At 42.6% G+C, this 16,699-nt stretch carries 17 protein-coding genes; 5 read left to right on the top strand and 12 right to left on the bottom strand.

The features are described 5' to 3' along the window. Nucleotides 1-149: 149 nt before the first annotated feature. Nucleotides 150-728 carry a Uma2 family endonuclease gene (locus V7K15_RS04695; protein WP_334903452.1) on the bottom strand — a complete coding sequence of 193 codons (579 nt, stop codon included), beginning with the start codon at nt 726-728 and terminating at the stop codon, nt 150-152. A 380-nt stretch (nt 729-1,108) separates the two neighbouring features. On the opposite strand from V7K15_RS04695, the gene purH reads away from it, so the two are divergent. Both purH and V7K15_RS04705 read left to right on the top strand, forming a co-directional pair. Beyond that, the gene (gene purH / locus V7K15_RS04700) at nt 1,109-2,626 is read left to right on the top strand and encodes a bifunctional phosphoribosylaminoimidazolecarboxamide formyltransferase/IMP cyclohydrolase (RefSeq protein WP_334903454.1); all 1,518 of its coding nucleotides are present in this window, start codon (nt 1,109-1,111) and stop codon (nt 2,624-2,626) included. A 585-nt stretch (nt 2,627-3,211) separates the two neighbouring features. Further along, nucleotides 3,212-3,826, top strand: a complete 615-nt coding sequence (locus tag V7K15_RS04705; RefSeq protein WP_334903455.1) for an HD domain-containing protein — start codon at nt 3,212-3,214, stop codon at nt 3,824-3,826. Here the strand turns inward: V7K15_RS04705 and V7K15_RS04710 are convergent. From V7K15_RS04710 to dpdE, 6 genes are all read right to left on the bottom strand, one after another. Next, nucleotides 3,817-4,485: a lipoate--protein ligase family protein gene (locus tag V7K15_RS04710; RefSeq protein WP_334903585.1), complete on the bottom strand. Its 669-nt coding sequence runs from the start codon at nt 4,483-4,485 to the stop codon at nt 3,817-3,819. The two genes, V7K15_RS04705 and V7K15_RS04710, sit on opposite strands and share 10 nt — an antisense overlap. 205 nt (nt 4,486-4,690) lie before the next feature. Continuing rightward, nucleotides 4,691-5,170 (bottom strand): YbjN domain-containing protein, encoded by a 480-nt coding sequence (locus tag V7K15_RS04715; protein WP_334903456.1) that lies wholly within the window; start codon nt 5,168-5,170, stop codon nt 4,691-4,693. A 123-nt stretch (nt 5,171-5,293) separates the two neighbouring features. Further along, complete coding sequence (locus V7K15_RS04720; protein WP_334903457.1) at nt 5,294-6,244, bottom strand: AAA family ATPase; 951 nt, start codon at nt 6,242-6,244, stop codon at nt 5,294-5,296. Between the two features lie 290 nt (nt 6,245-6,534). Beyond that, a complete protein-coding gene (locus V7K15_RS04725; protein ID WP_334903459.1) occupies nt 6,535-7,629 on the bottom strand; it encodes a DUF4350 domain-containing protein in 1,095 nt (364 codons plus the stop codon). Between the two features lie 447 nt (nt 7,630-8,076). Continuing rightward, on the bottom strand, nt 8,077-8,283 hold the full coding sequence (locus tag V7K15_RS04730; protein ID WP_334903461.1) for a type II toxin-antitoxin system antitoxin SocA domain-containing protein: 207 nt from the start codon (nt 8,281-8,283) through the stop codon (nt 8,077-8,079). A 96-nt stretch (nt 8,284-8,379) separates the two neighbouring features. Further along, nucleotides 8,380-11,691 (bottom strand): protein DpdE, encoded by a 3,312-nt coding sequence (gene dpdE / locus V7K15_RS04735; RefSeq protein WP_334903463.1) that lies wholly within the window; start codon nt 11,689-11,691, stop codon nt 8,380-8,382. Nucleotides 11,692-12,081: 390 nt separating this feature from the next. Here dpdE and V7K15_RS04740 point away from each other — a divergent pair, with 390 nt between their 5' ends. The 3 genes from V7K15_RS04740 (at nt 12,082) to V7K15_RS04750 (ending at nt 13,148) form a co-directional block, all read left to right on the top strand. Continuing rightward, nucleotides 12,082-12,336 (top strand): RNA-binding S4 domain-containing protein, encoded by a 255-nt coding sequence (locus tag V7K15_RS04740; RefSeq protein WP_292828745.1) that lies wholly within the window; start codon nt 12,082-12,084, stop codon nt 12,334-12,336. Between the two features lie 47 nt (nt 12,337-12,383). Continuing rightward, complete coding sequence (gene arfB, locus V7K15_RS04745) at nt 12,384-12,797, top strand: alternative ribosome rescue aminoacyl-tRNA hydrolase ArfB (protein ID WP_334903464.1); 414 nt, start codon at nt 12,384-12,386, stop codon at nt 12,795-12,797. 174 nt (nt 12,798-12,971) lie between these two features. After that, complete coding sequence (locus V7K15_RS04750; protein ID WP_334903465.1) at nt 12,972-13,148, top strand: hypothetical protein; 177 nt, start codon at nt 12,972-12,974, stop codon at nt 13,146-13,148. A gap of 187 nt (nt 13,149-13,335) precedes the next feature. Here V7K15_RS04750 and V7K15_RS04755 read toward each other — a convergent pair whose 3' ends face one another. From V7K15_RS04755 to V7K15_RS04775, 5 genes are all read right to left on the bottom strand, one after another. Continuing rightward, the gene (locus V7K15_RS04755) at nt 13,336-13,716 is read right to left on the bottom strand and encodes a GNAT family N-acetyltransferase (RefSeq protein ID WP_334903467.1); all 381 of its coding nucleotides are present in this window, start codon (nt 13,714-13,716) and stop codon (nt 13,336-13,338) included. Nucleotides 13,717-13,726: 10 nt separating this feature from the next. Beyond that, entirely contained in the window at nt 13,727-14,281 is a 555-nt protein-coding gene (locus V7K15_RS04760) for a pyridoxamine 5'-phosphate oxidase family protein (RefSeq protein WP_334903468.1), read from the bottom strand. A gap of 125 nt (nt 14,282-14,406) precedes the next feature. Next, the gene (locus V7K15_RS04765) at nt 14,407-14,928 is read right to left on the bottom strand and encodes a DUF937 domain-containing protein (protein WP_334903470.1); all 522 of its coding nucleotides are present in this window, start codon (nt 14,926-14,928) and stop codon (nt 14,407-14,409) included. A gap of 204 nt (nt 14,929-15,132) precedes the next feature. After that, the gene (locus tag V7K15_RS04770; RefSeq protein WP_334903471.1) at nt 15,133-16,380 is read right to left on the bottom strand and encodes a bifunctional sterol desaturase/short chain dehydrogenase; all 1,248 of its coding nucleotides are present in this window, start codon (nt 16,378-16,380) and stop codon (nt 15,133-15,135) included. A 21-nt stretch (nt 16,381-16,401) separates the two neighbouring features. Beyond that, nucleotides 16,402-16,668, bottom strand: coding sequence for a hypothetical protein (locus V7K15_RS04775; protein WP_334903473.1), 267 nt, complete (start codon nt 16,666-16,668; stop codon nt 16,402-16,404). Nucleotides 16,669-16,699: the final 31 nt, after the last annotated feature.

The raw sequence follows: 16,699 nt of genomic DNA on the forward strand, positions 1-16,699 counted from the left end.
TCTGAATTGTTTTTAGTATTACCTTCTCGATGATGACTAGGGTGTGCTTTGTGCTAATTGCAGTTGTCATGATGTTTAAGTATTTCCCTGTTTTGGTATTAATTTAACGTTGGATAACCTCTTAGATTCTTCTGATTCCTAATGAAATTTTAGGGATTTAATCCAGCCCGTTGAAAGATTGCGTGAGGGGTAATTTCCAATTCTGGTAGTAAATCATCAGTAATTATTTGATGAGATCGATAAGTAATCGGTAACGAAGATAGCGCAAATACAGTTACAGTTCTAGCTTTTGTATCAACCACCCAAACACGAGAAACACCAGCTTTCAGATAATCAGTCGCTTTTTCGGCAATTTCACCAAAAGTTTGACCAGGTGAAATGATTTCGATGACTAATTCAGGTGCGACAGGACAAGCTTCGTCTAATAGCCAATCAGCAGGAAGACGGTTATGAGAAATATAGGTCAGATCGGCTATAGGCATCCAATCTTCTTGATTTCGTGTTAGTTTAATTGCCCATTCAATCACAACTCGACCCTTTGCTTGTGCCCATGTAGACAATAGTATAAATAAAGCACCAGTAGTCGAGCCATGAAAAAACTTTGGTGACATTTCATTATTTTTATATTTGGGTACAGCTTCGCCATTAACAAACTCGTATGTAATATCTCCTTCGGGAAGTGCGAGAAATTCTTCTAGGGTTAGGCGTTGATTAGAAGACTGAACCATAGATGTTATGTGGGTAAAAGATGCTTACTTTTAGTTTAGGCGATCGCTAATATTAGAGACTAAGCCTAGTTAGTCCTTATTTCCAGCATTTTCGACAGTGATTGATAGTTGTATCCAAGCTGACTCTCGGGGATATAAGCATATAAATTAACGTGAGTTCGATGAACCTCTCCGAAACGGAAAGGGACGAGCAACGAAAAATTCAGCTTTTTGCTCCCCTCTCCGCGTCGGAGAGGGGCTGGGGGAGAGGTCAAATAAAACTTGTCGAACTCACGTTAAATTACACGAGTCAATATTATTCCTCATGGTCTTGAAGTTAACCAAGGCTTATGTAAAACTTGAGATCCTTCGCTTCTGGCCTAGTTTTAAGGAATTGATCAATGGCGCGTCTAGCCCTGCTGAGTGTATCTAACAAAAATGGTTTAATTGACCTAGCCCGTAGCTTGGTGGAAGAATTTGACTTTGATTTAATCAGCAGTGGGGGAACAGCCCAAGCCCTCAAAGATGCGGGACTCGCTGTTACAAAGGTTGCAGATTATACAGGTTCACCAGAAATTTTAGGTGGTCGAGTCAAAACCCTGCATCCGCGAATTCATGGCGGGATTTTGGCGCGGCGAGATGTTCCCCAAGATATTACAGATTTAGAAAATAACCAAATTCGCCCGATTGATTTAGTAGTGGTAAATCTATATCCTTTTGAAGAAACGATCGCTAAACCAGGCGTAACATTATCCCAAGCTGTTGAACAAATTGATATCGGTGGCCCTGCTATGCTACGGGCATCATCGAAAAACTTCGCCCATCTCGCTGTATTATGCGATCCAGCACAGTATGACGAGTATTTGGAGGAATTGCGCCAAAATAACGGCGAAGCATCCCTAGAGTTTCGCCAGAAGGCAGCATTAAAAGGATTTTCGCACACTGCTAGCTATGATCAAGCGATCGCCTCTTATCTCGCAGGAATACAGCAGTACACCCTTAGCGGTACACAATTGCAATCTCTGCGTTACGGCGAGAATCCCCATCAACCCGCCACCTGGTATCAAACTGGTACTACTCCAACGGGATGGACAGCCGCGACAATACTGCAAGGCAAAGAACTTAGTTACAATAACTTAGTTGATTTAGAAGCCGCACGCCGAATTATTGCTGAATTCGATACCCCAGCCGTAACGATTATCAAACATACAAATCCCTGTGGTACGGCATTGGGAAGCAGTATTTCCGAAGCGTATCAAAAAGCTTTCAACGCTGACTCTGTTTCGGCTTTTGGTGGTATTGTCGCACTCAACCGCCCAATTGATGCTGCTACAGCTAGCGAGTTAACCAAAACATTTTTAGAATGTGTGGTTGCACCAAGTTGTGATCCAGAAGCTGAAGAAATCCTTGGCAAAAAATCTAATGTGCGAGTTTTGATTTTACCAGATTTAAGTATTGGTTCTAAGGATACAGTCAAAGCGATCGCAGGTGGTTTCCTCGTCCAAGCTAGCGATGACGTGATTGCTGACGCCAGTCAATGGCAAGTAGTCACCGAACGTCAACCCACCGACAGCGAATTAGCCGAATTGCTGTTTGCTTGGAAAGTTTGCAAACACGTTAAATCTAATGCCATTGTTGTGACAAGCGATCGCACTACACTAGGAGTAGGTGCTGGTCAAATGAACCGCGTCGGCTCAGTTAAAATTGCCCTAGAACAAGCTGGAGAAAAAGCCAAAAGCGCAATTCTCGCCAGCGATGGATTTTTCCCCTTCGATGATTCAGTCAGAACAGCCGCAGCAGCAGGAATTACAGCCATTGTCCAACCAGGGGGAAGTTTGCGCGATAAAGATTCAATCAAAGCTGCGAATGAACTGGGTTTGGTGATGGTCTTAACTGGTGTACGTCATTTTTTACACTAAAATTCTTTTCTGTAAGGTGTGCAGTTTTGAAAGTGTCACTCAATATACTTGCCCTTTGATAGATGTAGTGATAAATTATAGTCGTGTGTGAGGAGCAAGTTAAGAATAAAGAGCGCCTGGGGTGGAAACACGGCAACACTCCCAAGCGCTTTTTAATTTGTCAGAATTTGGATTGGTTGTGCAGTTTTGAAAGTATTACTCAATATACTTGCCATTTGATAGAAGTAGTGATAGTGTTTATTTGTGTGTGAGGAGCAAGTTGAGAATAAGAAATGCCTGGGGTGGAAACACGGCAACACTCCCAGGCATTTTTTTAATTTGCATATATAAGTATAAATTGGTGGTGCAGTTCTGAAAGTGTCACTTACTATACTCGCCTTTTGATAGAAGCAGTGATACTATTTATTTGTGTGAGGAGCAAGTTAAAAATAAAAAGCGTTTGGGGTGGAAACACGGCAACACTCCCAGACGCTTTTTAATTGGTATGCAGAAAAAAGTACTTGCAGATTCGCTGGAATTTTTGAGATAATCACCTACAGTCCAAAATCCAGTTAAGCCTACCCACAATCAAAACTAGAAATTCAGGTGCAAATCAACCGACTGACTCAACAAATTCAGTTCATCATTGAGATTGATCAATTGAAACAGGTGATGCGCCAAACCCTTCTTATTGATGGATCACGCCGCGAAAATAGTGCCGAACACTCTTGGCATTTAGGGGTAATGGCGATCGCATTAGCAGAATATGCCCCAGATGGTGTTGATATATTCCATGCGATCAAAATGCTGCTAATTCACGATTTGGTCGAAATTGATGCCGGTGACACTTTCTGTTATGATGTGCAGGGTAATCACAGCAAGGCAGAACGAGAAGCACAAGCAGCGTTGCGCTTATTTGGACTTTTGCCAGCAGATCAAGGTCGCGAGTTGCGTTTACTTTGGGATGAGTTTGAAGCCGGAGAAACACCTACTGCCAAGTTTGCCGCAGCCCTAGACCGTATACAACCCTTGCTGCATAACCAGCAAACTCAGGGCGGAACTTGGCGCATTCATGGCATTAGGCGCGAGCAGGTTATCAAACGGGTAGCGCCAGTAGAAACAGGTGCGCCGGAACTCTGGCCTTTTGTTCTACAATTGATTGATGATTGTGTGACAGCAGGGTATCTAAAAGAGACTTCTACCCTCAATATTCAGGGCTGATGTCCCAAAATTTCCTCCCACTCAGATTGCGAGAGGGGTTGTAACTCTATTTGCATATCAAAACAATTACTAGCTGCGGAAACTAAAGCTGCAATAATCTTTTCTACACTCAGATTTTGAGGCAGTTGTACATCCGTAAAAGATTCTGCACCAAATACTTGATTGAACAGTTCAGCATCGGGTTGCAAACGGATTGAACCATGTTGCAAAATTGCCCCATTACGTCGCAGTTGAGCGCTACCAATGAGTTTACCACCATCTGGCAAAACTAAATCTGCACTGGTAGCGGTGCCAAAACAATTAGGGTTGTAGATGTAACCTCGCCCAGCCGTACCGTAATGTAATTGTACGCCAAGCGATCGCCAGCCTTGAATCAAAAACTCACAAATTTTTTCGTACACCTGGAGGCGACTACCCACTAGTCCAGATGTGACTACAGCGTAAGTTAAATCACCTTGATGTAGCACCGCCCGTCCACCGCTAGGACGCCGCACTAAATCCAGTTTTTGCCCTTGCCAAGTTAAATGTTGCCAATATTCAGGGTATTGGCGTTGATGATAGCCGAGAGAAATGGCAGGTGGCGACCAAGTATAAAAGCGCAAAGTTGGCGGATGCTTTCCAGACTGGTGCTGTTCTAGTAACCATCGGTCAATCGCCATCTGCACATCGCCACCCGCCTCTAGCAAAGGAATTAGTCGCCACACTTTAGAATTCAAGAGTTAGGAGAGACGCGATTAATCGCGTCTGTACAGGTTAGAGACGCGATTAATCGCGTCTGTACAGGAGTTAGGAGTTAAAAAGTTTATACAACTGACATACTTATAAATCCGCACTCATAACTCCTAACTGAAGCGAAGCGATTAGTCAAGCTGCACCAAATTCCGATTGTAAAGCTTCATCGTTATTATCAGCGATCGTTGCCACAATGGTAATCAGCCGAGACACTTCGCCAGGAGATAACTCCGCTAAGGTGCGTGTTGATATCACAACCACTCGGTTTTCAACAATACCAAAACGCGCTTCAAAAGTGCTAGAGCAGTTCAACTCCAACAGATAACGCAGCAATCTGGGTTCATCTTTAGCAGGTAAATTTAGCACCTCAGACCAAACTGTTATGGTGTCTTCATCGGTTGTCCCGTTGAGTTTGACAAATACTTGCACACTTCCGTACTTAAACTTCCAGAGATGACCACCTTCTGGAGTGTGGCTAACCATTGCACTGTCGTCTTGTTCCAAAGAGTCAATGACATTTTCAATTACCTCCACATGGTTGATGCTTGTCCTCTCGGCGATTAGCTCATTAATGGATTCGTCACTAGTTAGGGTTTCTTGAGAGCTTGTCATACAAATTTTTTCTCAACATACTCGCTGTTTGATCTACACATACTTTATAACTTGTAGACGCAGTTAGTTTCAGCTTCCTTTTGCGGCTACTTTCCAAATGCCCATATAGCCTGACGAATTTTTTCACCTGGGAACTGCTACTTGATTAATTACCGACGTAATTACCGCATCCATTTGTAAACCATCCAGCATCGCTTCTGGTTTCAAAATGAGACGATGACGTAGCAGTGGCGCTGCAACTGCTTTAACATCATCTGGCGTGACAAAATCTCTCGCAGTTAACCACGCTAGGGCTTGAGATGTCTGCAACCAAGCACCGGCGGCGCGAGGCGATGCACCCAAAGTTAAATCGGGATGTTGACGCGATGTTCTCACCAACGCCAACAAATAATCAACGATCGCTTCTGATACTTTAACCTCTTTGACTGCTTGTCGTGCTTGCAAAATCTCCGCTACTGTTGCGATTGGTTTCAAACGGCTAATATCCAAACGCCGTGCTGCAAAACCCGCCTGACGATTGAGCAACATTTGCTTTTCGGCGGCTTGATCGGGGTAATCTACCACTAGCTTAAATAAAAATCTGTCTAACTGCGCCTCTGGTAAGGGATAAGTCCCCTCAAATTCCAGGGGATTTTGGGTTGCAATCACCCAAAATAAATCTGGTAAGGGTAAACTTTCACCATCCAGCGTTACCTGCATCTCTTCCATCGCTTCCAGTAGCGCCGCTTGGGTTTTGGGAGGAGTACGGTTGATTTCGTCCGCTAGCAGCACTTCAGTAAATATTGGCCCTTTTTTCAAAGTGAAATTGCGGCTATTCAAGTCAAAAATATTTGTACCAGTAATATCTGAAGGTAAGACATCTGGTGTTAGTTGAATCCGGCGAAACTCCCCTTGGATTAATTGCGCCAACACTTTTACTAGAAGGGTTTTACCAGTTCCCGGTACTCCTTCTAAAATTACGTGTCCACCCGCTAGCAGTGCTACTAAGACTTGTTGTATTAGGCTAGATTGTCCGACAACTACTTGATTAAGACTTTGACCAAGGCGAATTAAGATAGGATGGGTTTCGCTCATATTTTTTTATTGATAAATAACTAACGCAGAAATATTATGGATAATTACAAAGAGATTTCTAAGAAATAAACGAACCACAGAGACGCAGAGAACACAGAGAGAGGAGAAATAGAGGAGATTTTTGCGTCGGTTTTGGGATATTTTTTTTATTTAGAAGTCCCTAAATAACCAACCTACAAATATTATGCCTAATTCCAAAAATTAATTATGAATTATGTTAGCGCAGCGTTAGCGAGTCCGCGTACTCCTGCGGAGGACAAGCTACGCGCAGCGTCTCGTAGAGAGCGTCATTATGAATTATGAATTTCCCTAATGTTTCGCCATTTCCCCAACCAGCTTAACAGGTCTCGTTCACTGATGGGTTGTTTGCGAGATTGTAGCTTTAAAACTGCATCTAGTTCTGCTGCACTTGCGCCTGTTTTTTCTATCCAGAAGTTGATCAAGGCTTGAGGTTCTAAAAGTACTTGCCCTAATCCCAAAGCTTTTTGGAGTTGTAGTTGTTCTTGTTTACCCACCATCTGTACAACAAAGTCGGCGGTATCAGCTTTCTGCAACACTCCTGCTAAAGCTTGGATGTATGCCTCGCTGTTATTTACAACTGGTGTATTTAAAGCTACTGGCTTACCAAAACGGCGATTCTGTCCCCAAGTTAGCAGCAATAGCAGGATAGCTACTTGCACCAATATAGGAAATAAAGGAGTTTTAGCAAAAAAACTAGATAAATCTCCTTCGCTTTCTTTCTTCCTGACATCAGCATCTTTATAGCCGTGGATGTATTCATCGACAAATATTGTGTTACCTTTTTCAGTAACCAAATTGGCTAGATACTTGAAATTACTTAAATAATCTTGGTAGGCGTTAGCGGCTAAATAAGGAGTGGTGGAAAAAATCACCTTTCCTTGTTTGTAATTTTCTTCCCAGACAATAGCACCAAAGCGATCGCCTAAATCAACTTGCTTGGAGTTAGCTTTCTGATCTCGTCTACGTGTATCAATTTTTATATCACCTTGGGGAGATTTCTGCATGGTGCTAAACTCCGCTTCTGTAACCCGCGCCCCCACACCCAAAATTACCAAAGTATTCCCTTTTTCTACCCATTCACGCTCTTGACTATCCAGTATCCTCTCCCTTGGATAGCCGCCTACCTGTAGGATGGTAACTGGGCTGTTCTCTGGCTGAATCTCACTAAAAGGCTTTTGCCAGCGCTTGATAGAAATTCCCTGCTGTTGCATAAAAGCATACCAAGCACCATAGCCATCGGAGGCGCGGTTATAGGTAGAGCCAGTGTTAAGTTTAGTATTATTAGGAGCCGCGATCAAACTAAGTAAAACGATCGCTGCTAGTGCGATCGCGGACATCCAAGCAAGGCGATTTGAACGTTTCATTTTCGACTTTCACTATAATCACTTCGTTTCAGGATCACTAGTGTTAATACTTACTTATTTTTCAGGTAAAGTCAAAAATATAATTAATTTTATCTCAGTTTCCCAGCATTACGCGCTCTATATATATCAATACGGTTCGGTTAAGGCTTAACTTTTTATCAAAGTCAATTTTTTAACAAACCGCAAAGGACGCATTCGCGCAGCGTCTCGTTGGCGCAGCCTCTCGTAGAGAAGAGAAGGACGCATTCGCGTAGCGTCTCGTAGAGAAGGAAGAGAAGGAAGAGAAGGAAGAAATAACTTAACTGAACTGTATTGCTCTATATATAACTGTGATCTATGACATCTTACGGCGGTTTTAGTTTGGATGCAATACACTTTGACCTCTCTCCTTTAAGGAGAGAGGCTTTGAATCTTACTCCCCTTCCCTTGTAGGGAAGGGGCTGGGGGTTAGGTCTGTATTTCACTCAACTGAGAACTGCTATAACGATCGCCAGTAATCGGTTGTTCCATGCGTTTCAATGCCACACGGTCAGCTATGTAAAGCATCTTAAGTAAGCCTAAATACTTCATCGGCTTACCGTGCAACTTTAAGAGTAGTGCTGCGGCTTCAACGGCTTTCTCAGGATGAAACCGAAACTGGATTAGCATAAGCATTCTGAAGCGACTGCTTCACACTATTACAAATCTATTCTAAACCCTGGCGATCGCTGACACATCGCCAAGGGCAGAAGAAATTATCCGCAGATAATATCACTCAAATTGCATAAGCGATCGCCCCGATACAACAATAAAACCGACCGAATCAAGCCTCAGAAGCGGCTGGCGAATTCCCTCTAGAATGGCTGCATTTAAAGCAGTTTCTATCTTCAATTCTTCCGCTAATGCATCATCCCAACTTTGCTGGTTTAGACGTAGGCGTAATTGTTCTACTCGATTGTCTAATTTCTTTTCGGCAACGTTAGCAGAACTTTGGCACAAGTCAATGAAATCGGGACGATTGGAAAGTAATTCTGAAGAAGTGTTACGCATTTGATAACAAAAATTTTGCCATTTACTAGGATCAACAAAATCGTCAATAATTCCTAAGCGCTCTTTTGCCAGATTGTAATCTCTTCCTTGATTATTGTTTTTATCTTTATATGAGCGTTGCAGAATACTTAAGAGCGCTTTATCCTCAACAACACGTATTTGCTCGTTGCGACCATCAACATAGATAGTTTCTATAATTGGCGGAAATAGAGCATCAACACGTCGCTGCAAGTTTTTGAATTGAGAATTATCTAGTTTGTAATCGGTTAAAACTTGTTTGACATTTTTTAAATTTGTTTCGACTACATAATTGCATTGGAAACCAAACCACTCCTTCCCTTCTTTCGCATCCCAAGATGCATCAGTGCGCCACATTGCAAAGGCTTCACCTCGGTCATCCCAGTTTATATAGTTCAAGAGTGCTTCTACAAATCCTTCCCCAATCCGAAAGAGTTTAATCCCAGAATTCTGATTTGCTACCCGGCGATTATAAGTACCAAATTGGTCTAAAGAACTCTCAGCAAAACGGTTCTTTAAGTCATTTATGGGAACCAAAGTACGCGTTGTTGGTTGATAACGTCGCATCTCTGATGAATCTGGGTTATTTTGTCCTCTGAATCCTAGCGCGTCACAAATCCAGCCTTCAATTGCTCGCTTAATTTCTAAATGACGAGCATCGTAATTATCTAAATCTTGAAAATACTGGGTTGCAATTTCATCGTTAGCGTCAATTTCATCGAGAGTATTTTGTTCGCTAATTTTCACTATTTCCGCTTCAATTTGCTCTTGAATTGGCTGAATCATCTCTAACAATCCAGCCGCACTTGATTCAAACAAAGCTGTTTCTAATTCTGCAAGTTTCTCATCCACATAAAATTGGAGACTTGCAATTGATTGTTGGAAAATACCAAACCCATCTTTCAATACTTTATACCAAGCATTGTGAGGGCTATCTTCCATATAGGGGCCAATCAAGGCACAGGATTGGATGCCAATTTTGCTGCCAATGCGGTCAAGTCTGCCAATTCTCTGCTCTAATTGATTAGGCGACCAAGGAAGGTCAAAATGAATTAACCAGTCGGCAAACTGGAGGTTACGCCCTTCTTCTCCAGAGCGATCGCATACTAAAATAAAGCAGTTGGGATTATTCTTGAACCTATTTAAGCCTTCCTCAACCTTATCTGCTGGTTCCCCAAATTGATGGCTGGCTACTGTCTCTGCACCAAAAGTATCAGACAAATAACGGACAATTTCGCCACAAGTTTGCCCAAAACTGGTAAATACAATAAATTTGGGCAGAATATCGCCAGTAATTGGTCTCTTGATTCTCTGCTGTATTCTCGTTAGGAATTCCTTTTGATTCTTCCGAACGTTTGCAGGAATTTTGAAGTAAGTACCTAGCTGATTCAGCAGCACTGTTTTCAAATTTTCCCTGCGTTCTCCGTCCTCTTGAGGTTGACGAATAACTTTTAGTAAGGATTGCAGAATCTCTTCTTCCCCTGAGAATTTCGGGGTTGTAGTTAATAGGCGAAGATCATCTTCTTTAAACTCCTGGATCAGTTTAGAATCAGGTTTACCAGTTAAACGGGCGGCAATTACCTGCTCTAAAATGCCTAACCAAGTACCAGAAGCTAGAAATAACAGCAGAAAAATTCGCTGATATTGCTTTTCATGGGGAGCGACACTACGCCATTGATTGCTCAGTTCGTGGATATCAAGCGATCGCTCGTCTAAATCATACTCTTCTTTCGGCGTAAAATTACGGTCAAAGATCACATCTTCCACAGCAGCGCGACGGTTGCGAAGCATTCGGCGGTGTAGTCGATAGGTATCGCTAACGTGGACACGAATCGCTTGGACGATTTGCTCTTGGTTGCTAGAATTTGCTTGTAAACCACTTTCTAAATCATCCGCCAGCTTCAGTAAATACTTATCTTCAGCAAACAGATTTCGCAATTGCTGCAAGTTGTTTTTGAGAACTAGAGGCTTGGCATCTTCTTTAAAAGAAAGCAAAAGTTTACCAATTTCCTGACGGCTATCAACTTTGGCGCGAAAACCTGCTAAATCATCAAGTTTATAGGTTGTAGGGTCGAGCAAGTGCAACATTGCCAGAAAATCTTGCTCATGATTGAGAACAGGAGTAGCGGATAATAAAAGTAAGCGATCGCTTTTATGAGCAATATTTTTGCAAGTTTCAAAACGCTTTAGCACTGCTGCATCCTTAGAGGTTGCCATTGCGGCGATGTGATGGGCTTCATCTAAAATTAAGCAGCCTATCTTCGCTTTCAGGTTGATTTTATGGATATCTTCAACCGCCAGCACCGCTACTCGTTTGCCAAAATGGGAGATGTAAAACTTGTTTTCTAACTCAGTCCGCCATTGTTTGAGCAAATATTGCGGAACTATGACCACCGCACCTTTTTTTGGCTCATCAAGAAGAAATTGACGCAGAATCGCACCCGCTTCGATGGTTTTTCCGAGTCCCACCTCATCTGCTAGCAAGTAGCGTTGGATTGGGTCTTCCAGTACCCGCCTGACTACTTCAACTTGGTGAGGATAAAGATTAATATTTGCCGAAATCAGTCCCGTCATCCCGCGACTGACAGCGCGTTGCTGAATTAAGGATTTCACGAAAGCCAATCTTTTGTCGTGAAAGTAGGGCGTTTCGTGACCCTTCATCGCTAGAGTTTCAATCGGGTCAGTGTTGGGTAAATTGCAACGAACGTAAATTTCTTCTTCAGTAACAATTGCAGTTTTCTTGTCTGGCAAATCAATTTGATACATTTCTGTATCTTCATCCCAGATGAAAATTCTACCAATTATCCATTTATCCTGAGTTTGGGACTTGACATAGCATCGAGCTTGTGGTTCAAGCTTGACTTGAGAGAGTGAACTTAAAGGTAAAGTTTTTTGGAGACGTTGCCCGATGGAGCAGAAATACTCAACGTTCGCATTGGTATCAGATATTTCCGTAACTTTTCCGATACCCAAATAGTTATTCTGGGACTGTACCAATAAACCAAGCTTAATCATAGATCCAGTCACCTGAACACACTAAAAGAACCTTCCAGACTAGTTTGTTCACCTATATCTGGCAGTTTTGTCAATCAACATTATAGATTAATAAACTCGGATTACAGTTTTTGTGAGAGCGATCGCGACGACGGGCTATTCCAATAGAGTTCAGTTAAGCATTTCTTCCTTCTCTCTGTGTTCTCTGCGCCTCTGTGGTTCGTTGTCTGGTTGTCTCGTTCCCAGTCTCCGACTGGGAATGTCCCTCAGGGAGGCAGAGCCTCAATGACTCGCGGTAGAATCGCAATAAGCAGCATTTTTAGCCTCTGGCTGGAAACGAGGTTTTAAAAGAGTTTTGGCTTTGCCTTGATAACGCCACGATACAATTAAGAACATATACCTTTATTTCCGATGAAGAAAATCAGAGACAACACAATTAAGTTAAATCAATTTTTAAAGTTGATGGGTATAGTGCCAACTGGAGGGCAAGCCAAGCTGATGATTCAAGGTGGCGATGTCCAAGTAAACGGTATGCTGGAAACTCGACGAGGACGGCGACTAGTACCGGGTGATAAAGTGACAATAGAAGGACAGACTTTAGAGGTGAATTTGAACAACAATGAAGACCAAGACGTAGTAATAGATTTTACCGAACAAACCGAGTAAAGGATTTTTATCCCAAATTGAAAAGTTATTGTTTTCCCTTGTGAGTAATGCTGCAAATTTCCAACAAAGTTATTATCCCCCAGAGTGATCTTGAAATTAGCGCGATTCGTTCGCAAGGAGCGGGAGGCCAAAATGTGAATAAGGTTTCCACCGCGATTCACTTGCGCTTCGATATTGTGGCTTCATCATTACCAGATTATTATAAACAACAGCTTTTAAAGCTGAATGATCGACGCATCACCCAAGAAGGAGTTGTGGTAATCAAAGCCCAAGAACACCGAAGCCAAGAGAACAATCGGGAGTCAGCGTTGAGACGACTTCAAGAACTCATTCAAAGCGCAGTTGTAGTGACGAGAAAACGCAAACCCACTAAACCGACTCGCAGTTCTCAAAAAAGGCGCCTAGACTACAAAAGTAAGCGCGGACAGGTTAAATCTAACAGAGGGCAGGTGAGCGAATAATTCATAATTCATAATTGTTGGTACAGAGCAAATCAATTTATTAATGGATAAAAATAAATTTTTTGGTTGCAAAATCTTACCAGAGAAATAAGACTAATTCCTTCTATGGACTCTGGTCAAGTTTATGAGTCAGTTGGTTAGCTTGAGAATAGGAACTATTAAAGGTGAAAAAAGATGAATAAGACATTACTAACGATTTTGATGCTTGCACTCTTACTATTATTTATCATCTCTCCGTTTGCTGCCCTTGCTAGTTTAATGCTGCTAGTGTTAGTTTCGGCGTTTTTCTCTTTACTAGCGAACTTGTTCCAAGTAATAATTGGTGGTGACATCAACCCCAAAAGGTCTTAACAATTAGGCGGTGCGTTAGGATGAACGCCATAACGTACCCTAGAAGCGACGAACTTTGAGCTTAAAAATCAATTTTCATCTTGAAAGAGATGCCACCAACTCGGTTGATTATTTCACTGTCAGCAAGAACTTTTCAGCCAAATCGTTTATATAAACCCACGGCTGGATTTATCGCTCTGGTACTAAGTCATATTGATGGATAAGATGTTTTTGTTGCTGCTAACAAATGTGTGAGTAACTGCGTTCCTATACTATTATTTCTATGTTGGGGAAGAATTGCTATTGCTAGTTCAGGAGTGCGATCATCAACATAACCATATCCTTTATTTTCACCTGTCAATAAACGCAGCCATGCGGCTTCTACTGGCTGATTACTACTTTTTAGAACAGCGACGAAGCCACTATCATCTTTACCTCCCCAATCTTTCACATATTTTGCCAAATCAGGATTATTCATTGCATCCTGCACTGTCGAATTACCTTCTTCTACCAGATGGGCTGCTTCGTAAAGCATTTGCCAAAGAAAAGGCTGATCTTCTTGTGTGAGTGGACGAATAAAATAATCCATGAGCCAAATATTATGGTAAATTACTCAGTGGTGTCGCTAAACCGTCAATGCTGACGAGATTTCTCTGCTGTTGAAATTCTCGAACTCCCTCTTCGCCTTTTTTACTAGCCCAGTTTACTAAAGTCTGGCGCTGACCTCGATATTCATAGAGTGGTACGCCAAAACCACAGGAAGTCTGTATTTTTTCAATGTCAGCGACGATAATTTGACGAGTTCCAGGCATCGGTAAAAACAGAGAGTAGAAAGAGTTCCAGTCTGGAGAACTCGGTAAAATCGTCTTTCCTTGACCGTAAAGACGCAAGATACACGGGGGTTCCTCAAAGGCGCAAAACATGAAGGTTATCCGCCCATTTTCTTGCAAATGGGCTGATGTTTCGTTACCACTACCTGTAAGGTCTACGTAACCTACTCGGTGGGGAGAGAGGACGCGAAAGCAGCCTAAACCTTTAGGAGACAGGTTAACATGATCCTTAGGACTCAAGGGTGCAGAGCCAACAAAGAAAAGTTGTTGGGCTGCAATGAAGTCTTGCAGTTCCTCAGTAATACAGTCAAAAAATTTAGACATAGACTGTCTGATTTATATGGGGAGTGGGGAGTGGGGAGTTTGGAGAGACGCGATTAATCGCGTCTGTACAGGAGTTTGGAGAGACGCGATTAATCGCGTCTGTACAGGAGTGGGGAAAAGTATTACTATCTGATATGCCGACTAGCCATCTGGATGGCATCAGCGATATCGACATCACCATCGCCGTCAGCATCTAAGAAGGAATTCAGCACAGGATTTCCGCCAGCTTGGGGATTCTGAGCATTTGCACCTGATTGTAAAAAATTCAACACCAAAGGTACTGCTGAAGGCAGCAATTGTTGAACTATACCAGCATCCAACCCAGTGCGCTGGGCAGCAACTTCAGCTACCTGCTGTTGCATCTCAGGAGAAAACAGCGAATCGACGGCTTGGGGGTTAGGTGAAGTACCAGCATATTGATTCACTAGAGTTTGGGCGGCTTCATTACCATCTGTGGCTTGTTTGTCTTGTAAAGCAGAACGCACTTGACCACCCACAATTGACAAAACTGATTGGATGGCAGAAGGGTCTGCGCCAGTATGTTGGCTCAACTGCTGTACAGTGTTAACAATATTTCCGAGTTGACCTAAGCTGCCGTGTTGATTAGGATTAGCGATCGCACCAAGAATTTGATCGAAAAGTCCCATAAGTTTGTTTTTCCCTTTATTCTTAAAAAGCTTGCCAAAACTGGCTTGAGTCTTTTGTGTAGGCGGATTTTCGTCAGTCCACTAATAGATTAGAACACGCAATGGCAAGTAATTTTACCCTGATGTTTTTCTACCACAATCTGATGTGCTCTGGCGTAGTCCACCGCAGGCATCGCTAGCCCCAAACCAGTACCATAACGCACTTTAGCTTTTCGCTGTTCGGCTAAAAACTCGATAGTATAGCCATGTACTAGTTTCCTTTAAGGGAAACAGCAGATAGGTAAGAGGATTTATCGTCACAATAATGTTTCGGAAGTCTCGCCGTGCCAAAAATAAAATACCATGAGCAACTTGCTGTGCAGACATCACTCCATAGGGATTGAGTTGACTCTTAAAGGGGCCAAGAATTAACTTGCGAATTACACAATCCCCATCCAATCGCTTCAGGGTAACAATATCTCCTAGCGCTCGTTTGCTGAGTTCATAAAGCGGACTCAGCGCTGGAGAAACTTCCGCCTCAGAAGTATTTACCCAGATTTCCTTAGTTGCTTTTGCTTGTGGGCCGGTTACGGTTGTCAAAAATATATCCATCAACCGTAATGCTGAAAAGGTATTCACTTCATAGGAGGAGTTGATAGCTTCTGGTGTGCGGCTGGTGTAAACATTGACTCCGTGGTTGATAATTAAAATATCTACTTTCTCTAAACTATCCTTCAGATTAGCTTCATTACCTAGCTGCCAGGGAACCACCTTCACCCCAACTTGCTCGACTAATTTTTCTGGATTAGTGGTTAATGCCACGACTTTAGCATTATTCTTGACAAGTTCAGCCGCTAACGCTTGTCCCAACGCTCCTGATGCTCCAGTTAAAGCGACGGTTTTACCCTTGAGAGACAGTCCTGTACCAAGAATTTTATCCACCAGGGGAAAAACACCACTGTAGTAAGCGTTGACATCATCAAAATGATGTCGCCAATGATAAGACCGATTCACCCACCAAATGGATGGAATTGTCTCTAAAGGACCGGGTAGGTGGTTGTAGTCTGTATCAATTTTTCCCTGAAAATACCGCACAGACGCGCCATATAAGAAGGTGCAAGCATAAGCTACTCCCAACCATAACCCCATTTGCTGGACAATTAAGGCAATGACTACCAATACCAGCAGCAGTAGACTCGACTCTAAAATATCGTGATAGAGTTGGGATTCTTGATAAACTTTCAGGGAAACTATCGATAAATCGCGCCGATAGGCGCTATGGTGCTTGTTGTGCCATTTAGCAAGCCAATTGACTTGGTGACACAAAGCATGGTAGCTGTCTCTGAATATCTCAGCAAGTAAAAGTGAAATAAGTCCCCAAGTAGCAAACTGTAAGCTGGCATTTAGCCAAACCCAATTAATTTGTAATCTTGCTTCAATTCCCATCAAGTTTTCAGCTAGCATTTTTATCATGTTTGTCTATACTCGTTTTTCTTAATCATTAGACATAATTTTATGTAGGTTGGCGTGAACAGTTACGCGTGGATTTCCTTCTAAGGAACTTCCAACTAAATAAATTATCCAATCTTGTGGGGTGGGCAGCGTTCGACTGACTTGTACTGACTTGTACTGAGCGACGTCGAAGTAGCGTTGTCGTTGGCGCAGCCTAAGAAGAGAAGTAGCGCTCACGCCGTTCGCGTAGCGTCCCGCAGGGAAGTCTTGCCCGCCTTGGGCTACGGGTTCTCGTATCGCCCACCCCACAAGAAATTGTTGAGTATTTTTTTATTTGTCA

Source organism: Nostoc sp. (genome assembly GCF_036919815.1).
Classification (GTDB): domain Bacteria; phylum Cyanobacteriota; class Cyanobacteriia; order Cyanobacteriales; family Nostocaceae; genus Nostoc.

What these genes read in the sequence shown, in the direction of transcription:
- V7K15_RS04710 (WP_334903585.1), bottom strand. Translation starts at nt 4,485, where the DNA reads ATGGCGATTGACCGATGGTTACTAGAACAGCACCAGTCTGGAAAGCAT.
- V7K15_RS04765 (WP_334903470.1), bottom strand. Translation starts at nt 14,928, where the DNA reads ATGGGACTTTTCGATCAAATTCTTGGTGCGATCGCTAATCCTAATCAA.
- V7K15_RS04755 (WP_334903467.1), bottom strand. Translation starts at nt 13,716, where the DNA reads ATGGATTATTTTATTCGTCCACTCACACAAGAAGATCAGCCTTTTCTT.
- dpdE (WP_334903463.1), bottom strand. Translation starts at nt 11,691, where the DNA reads ATGATTAAGCTTGGTTTATTGGTACAGTCCCAGAATAACTATTTGGGT.
- V7K15_RS04760 (WP_334903468.1), bottom strand. Translation starts at nt 14,281, where the DNA reads ATGTCTAAATTTTTTGACTGTATTACTGAGGAACTGCAAGACTTCATT.
- V7K15_RS04715 (WP_334903456.1), bottom strand. Translation starts at nt 5,170, where the DNA reads ATGACAAGCTCTCAAGAAACCCTAACTAGTGACGAATCCATTAATGAG.
- V7K15_RS04770 (WP_334903471.1), bottom strand. Translation starts at nt 16,380, where the DNA reads ATGATAAAAATGCTAGCTGAAAACTTGATGGGAATTGAAGCAAGATTA.
- V7K15_RS04730 (WP_334903461.1), bottom strand. Translation starts at nt 8,283, where the DNA reads ATGCTTATGCTAATCCAGTTTCGGTTTCATCCTGAGAAAGCCGTTGAA.
- arfB (WP_334903464.1), top strand. Translation starts at nt 12,384, where the DNA reads ATGCTGCAAATTTCCAACAAAGTTATTATCCCCCAGAGTGATCTTGAA.
- V7K15_RS04725 (WP_334903459.1), bottom strand. Translation starts at nt 7,629, where the DNA reads ATGAAACGTTCAAATCGCCTTGCTTGGATGTCCGCGATCGCACTAGCA.
- V7K15_RS04720 (WP_334903457.1), bottom strand. Translation starts at nt 6,244, where the DNA reads ATGAGCGAAACCCATCCTATCTTAATTCGCCTTGGTCAAAGTCTTAAT.
- purH (WP_334903454.1), top strand. Translation starts at nt 1,109, where the DNA reads ATGGCGCGTCTAGCCCTGCTGAGTGTATCTAACAAAAATGGTTTAATT.
- V7K15_RS04750 (WP_334903465.1), top strand. Translation starts at nt 12,972, where the DNA reads ATGAATAAGACATTACTAACGATTTTGATGCTTGCACTCTTACTATTA.
- V7K15_RS04740 (WP_292828745.1), top strand. Translation starts at nt 12,082, where the DNA reads ATGAAGAAAATCAGAGACAACACAATTAAGTTAAATCAATTTTTAAAG.
- V7K15_RS04695 (WP_334903452.1), bottom strand. Translation starts at nt 728, where the DNA reads ATGGTTCAGTCTTCTAATCAACGCCTAACCCTAGAAGAATTTCTCGCA.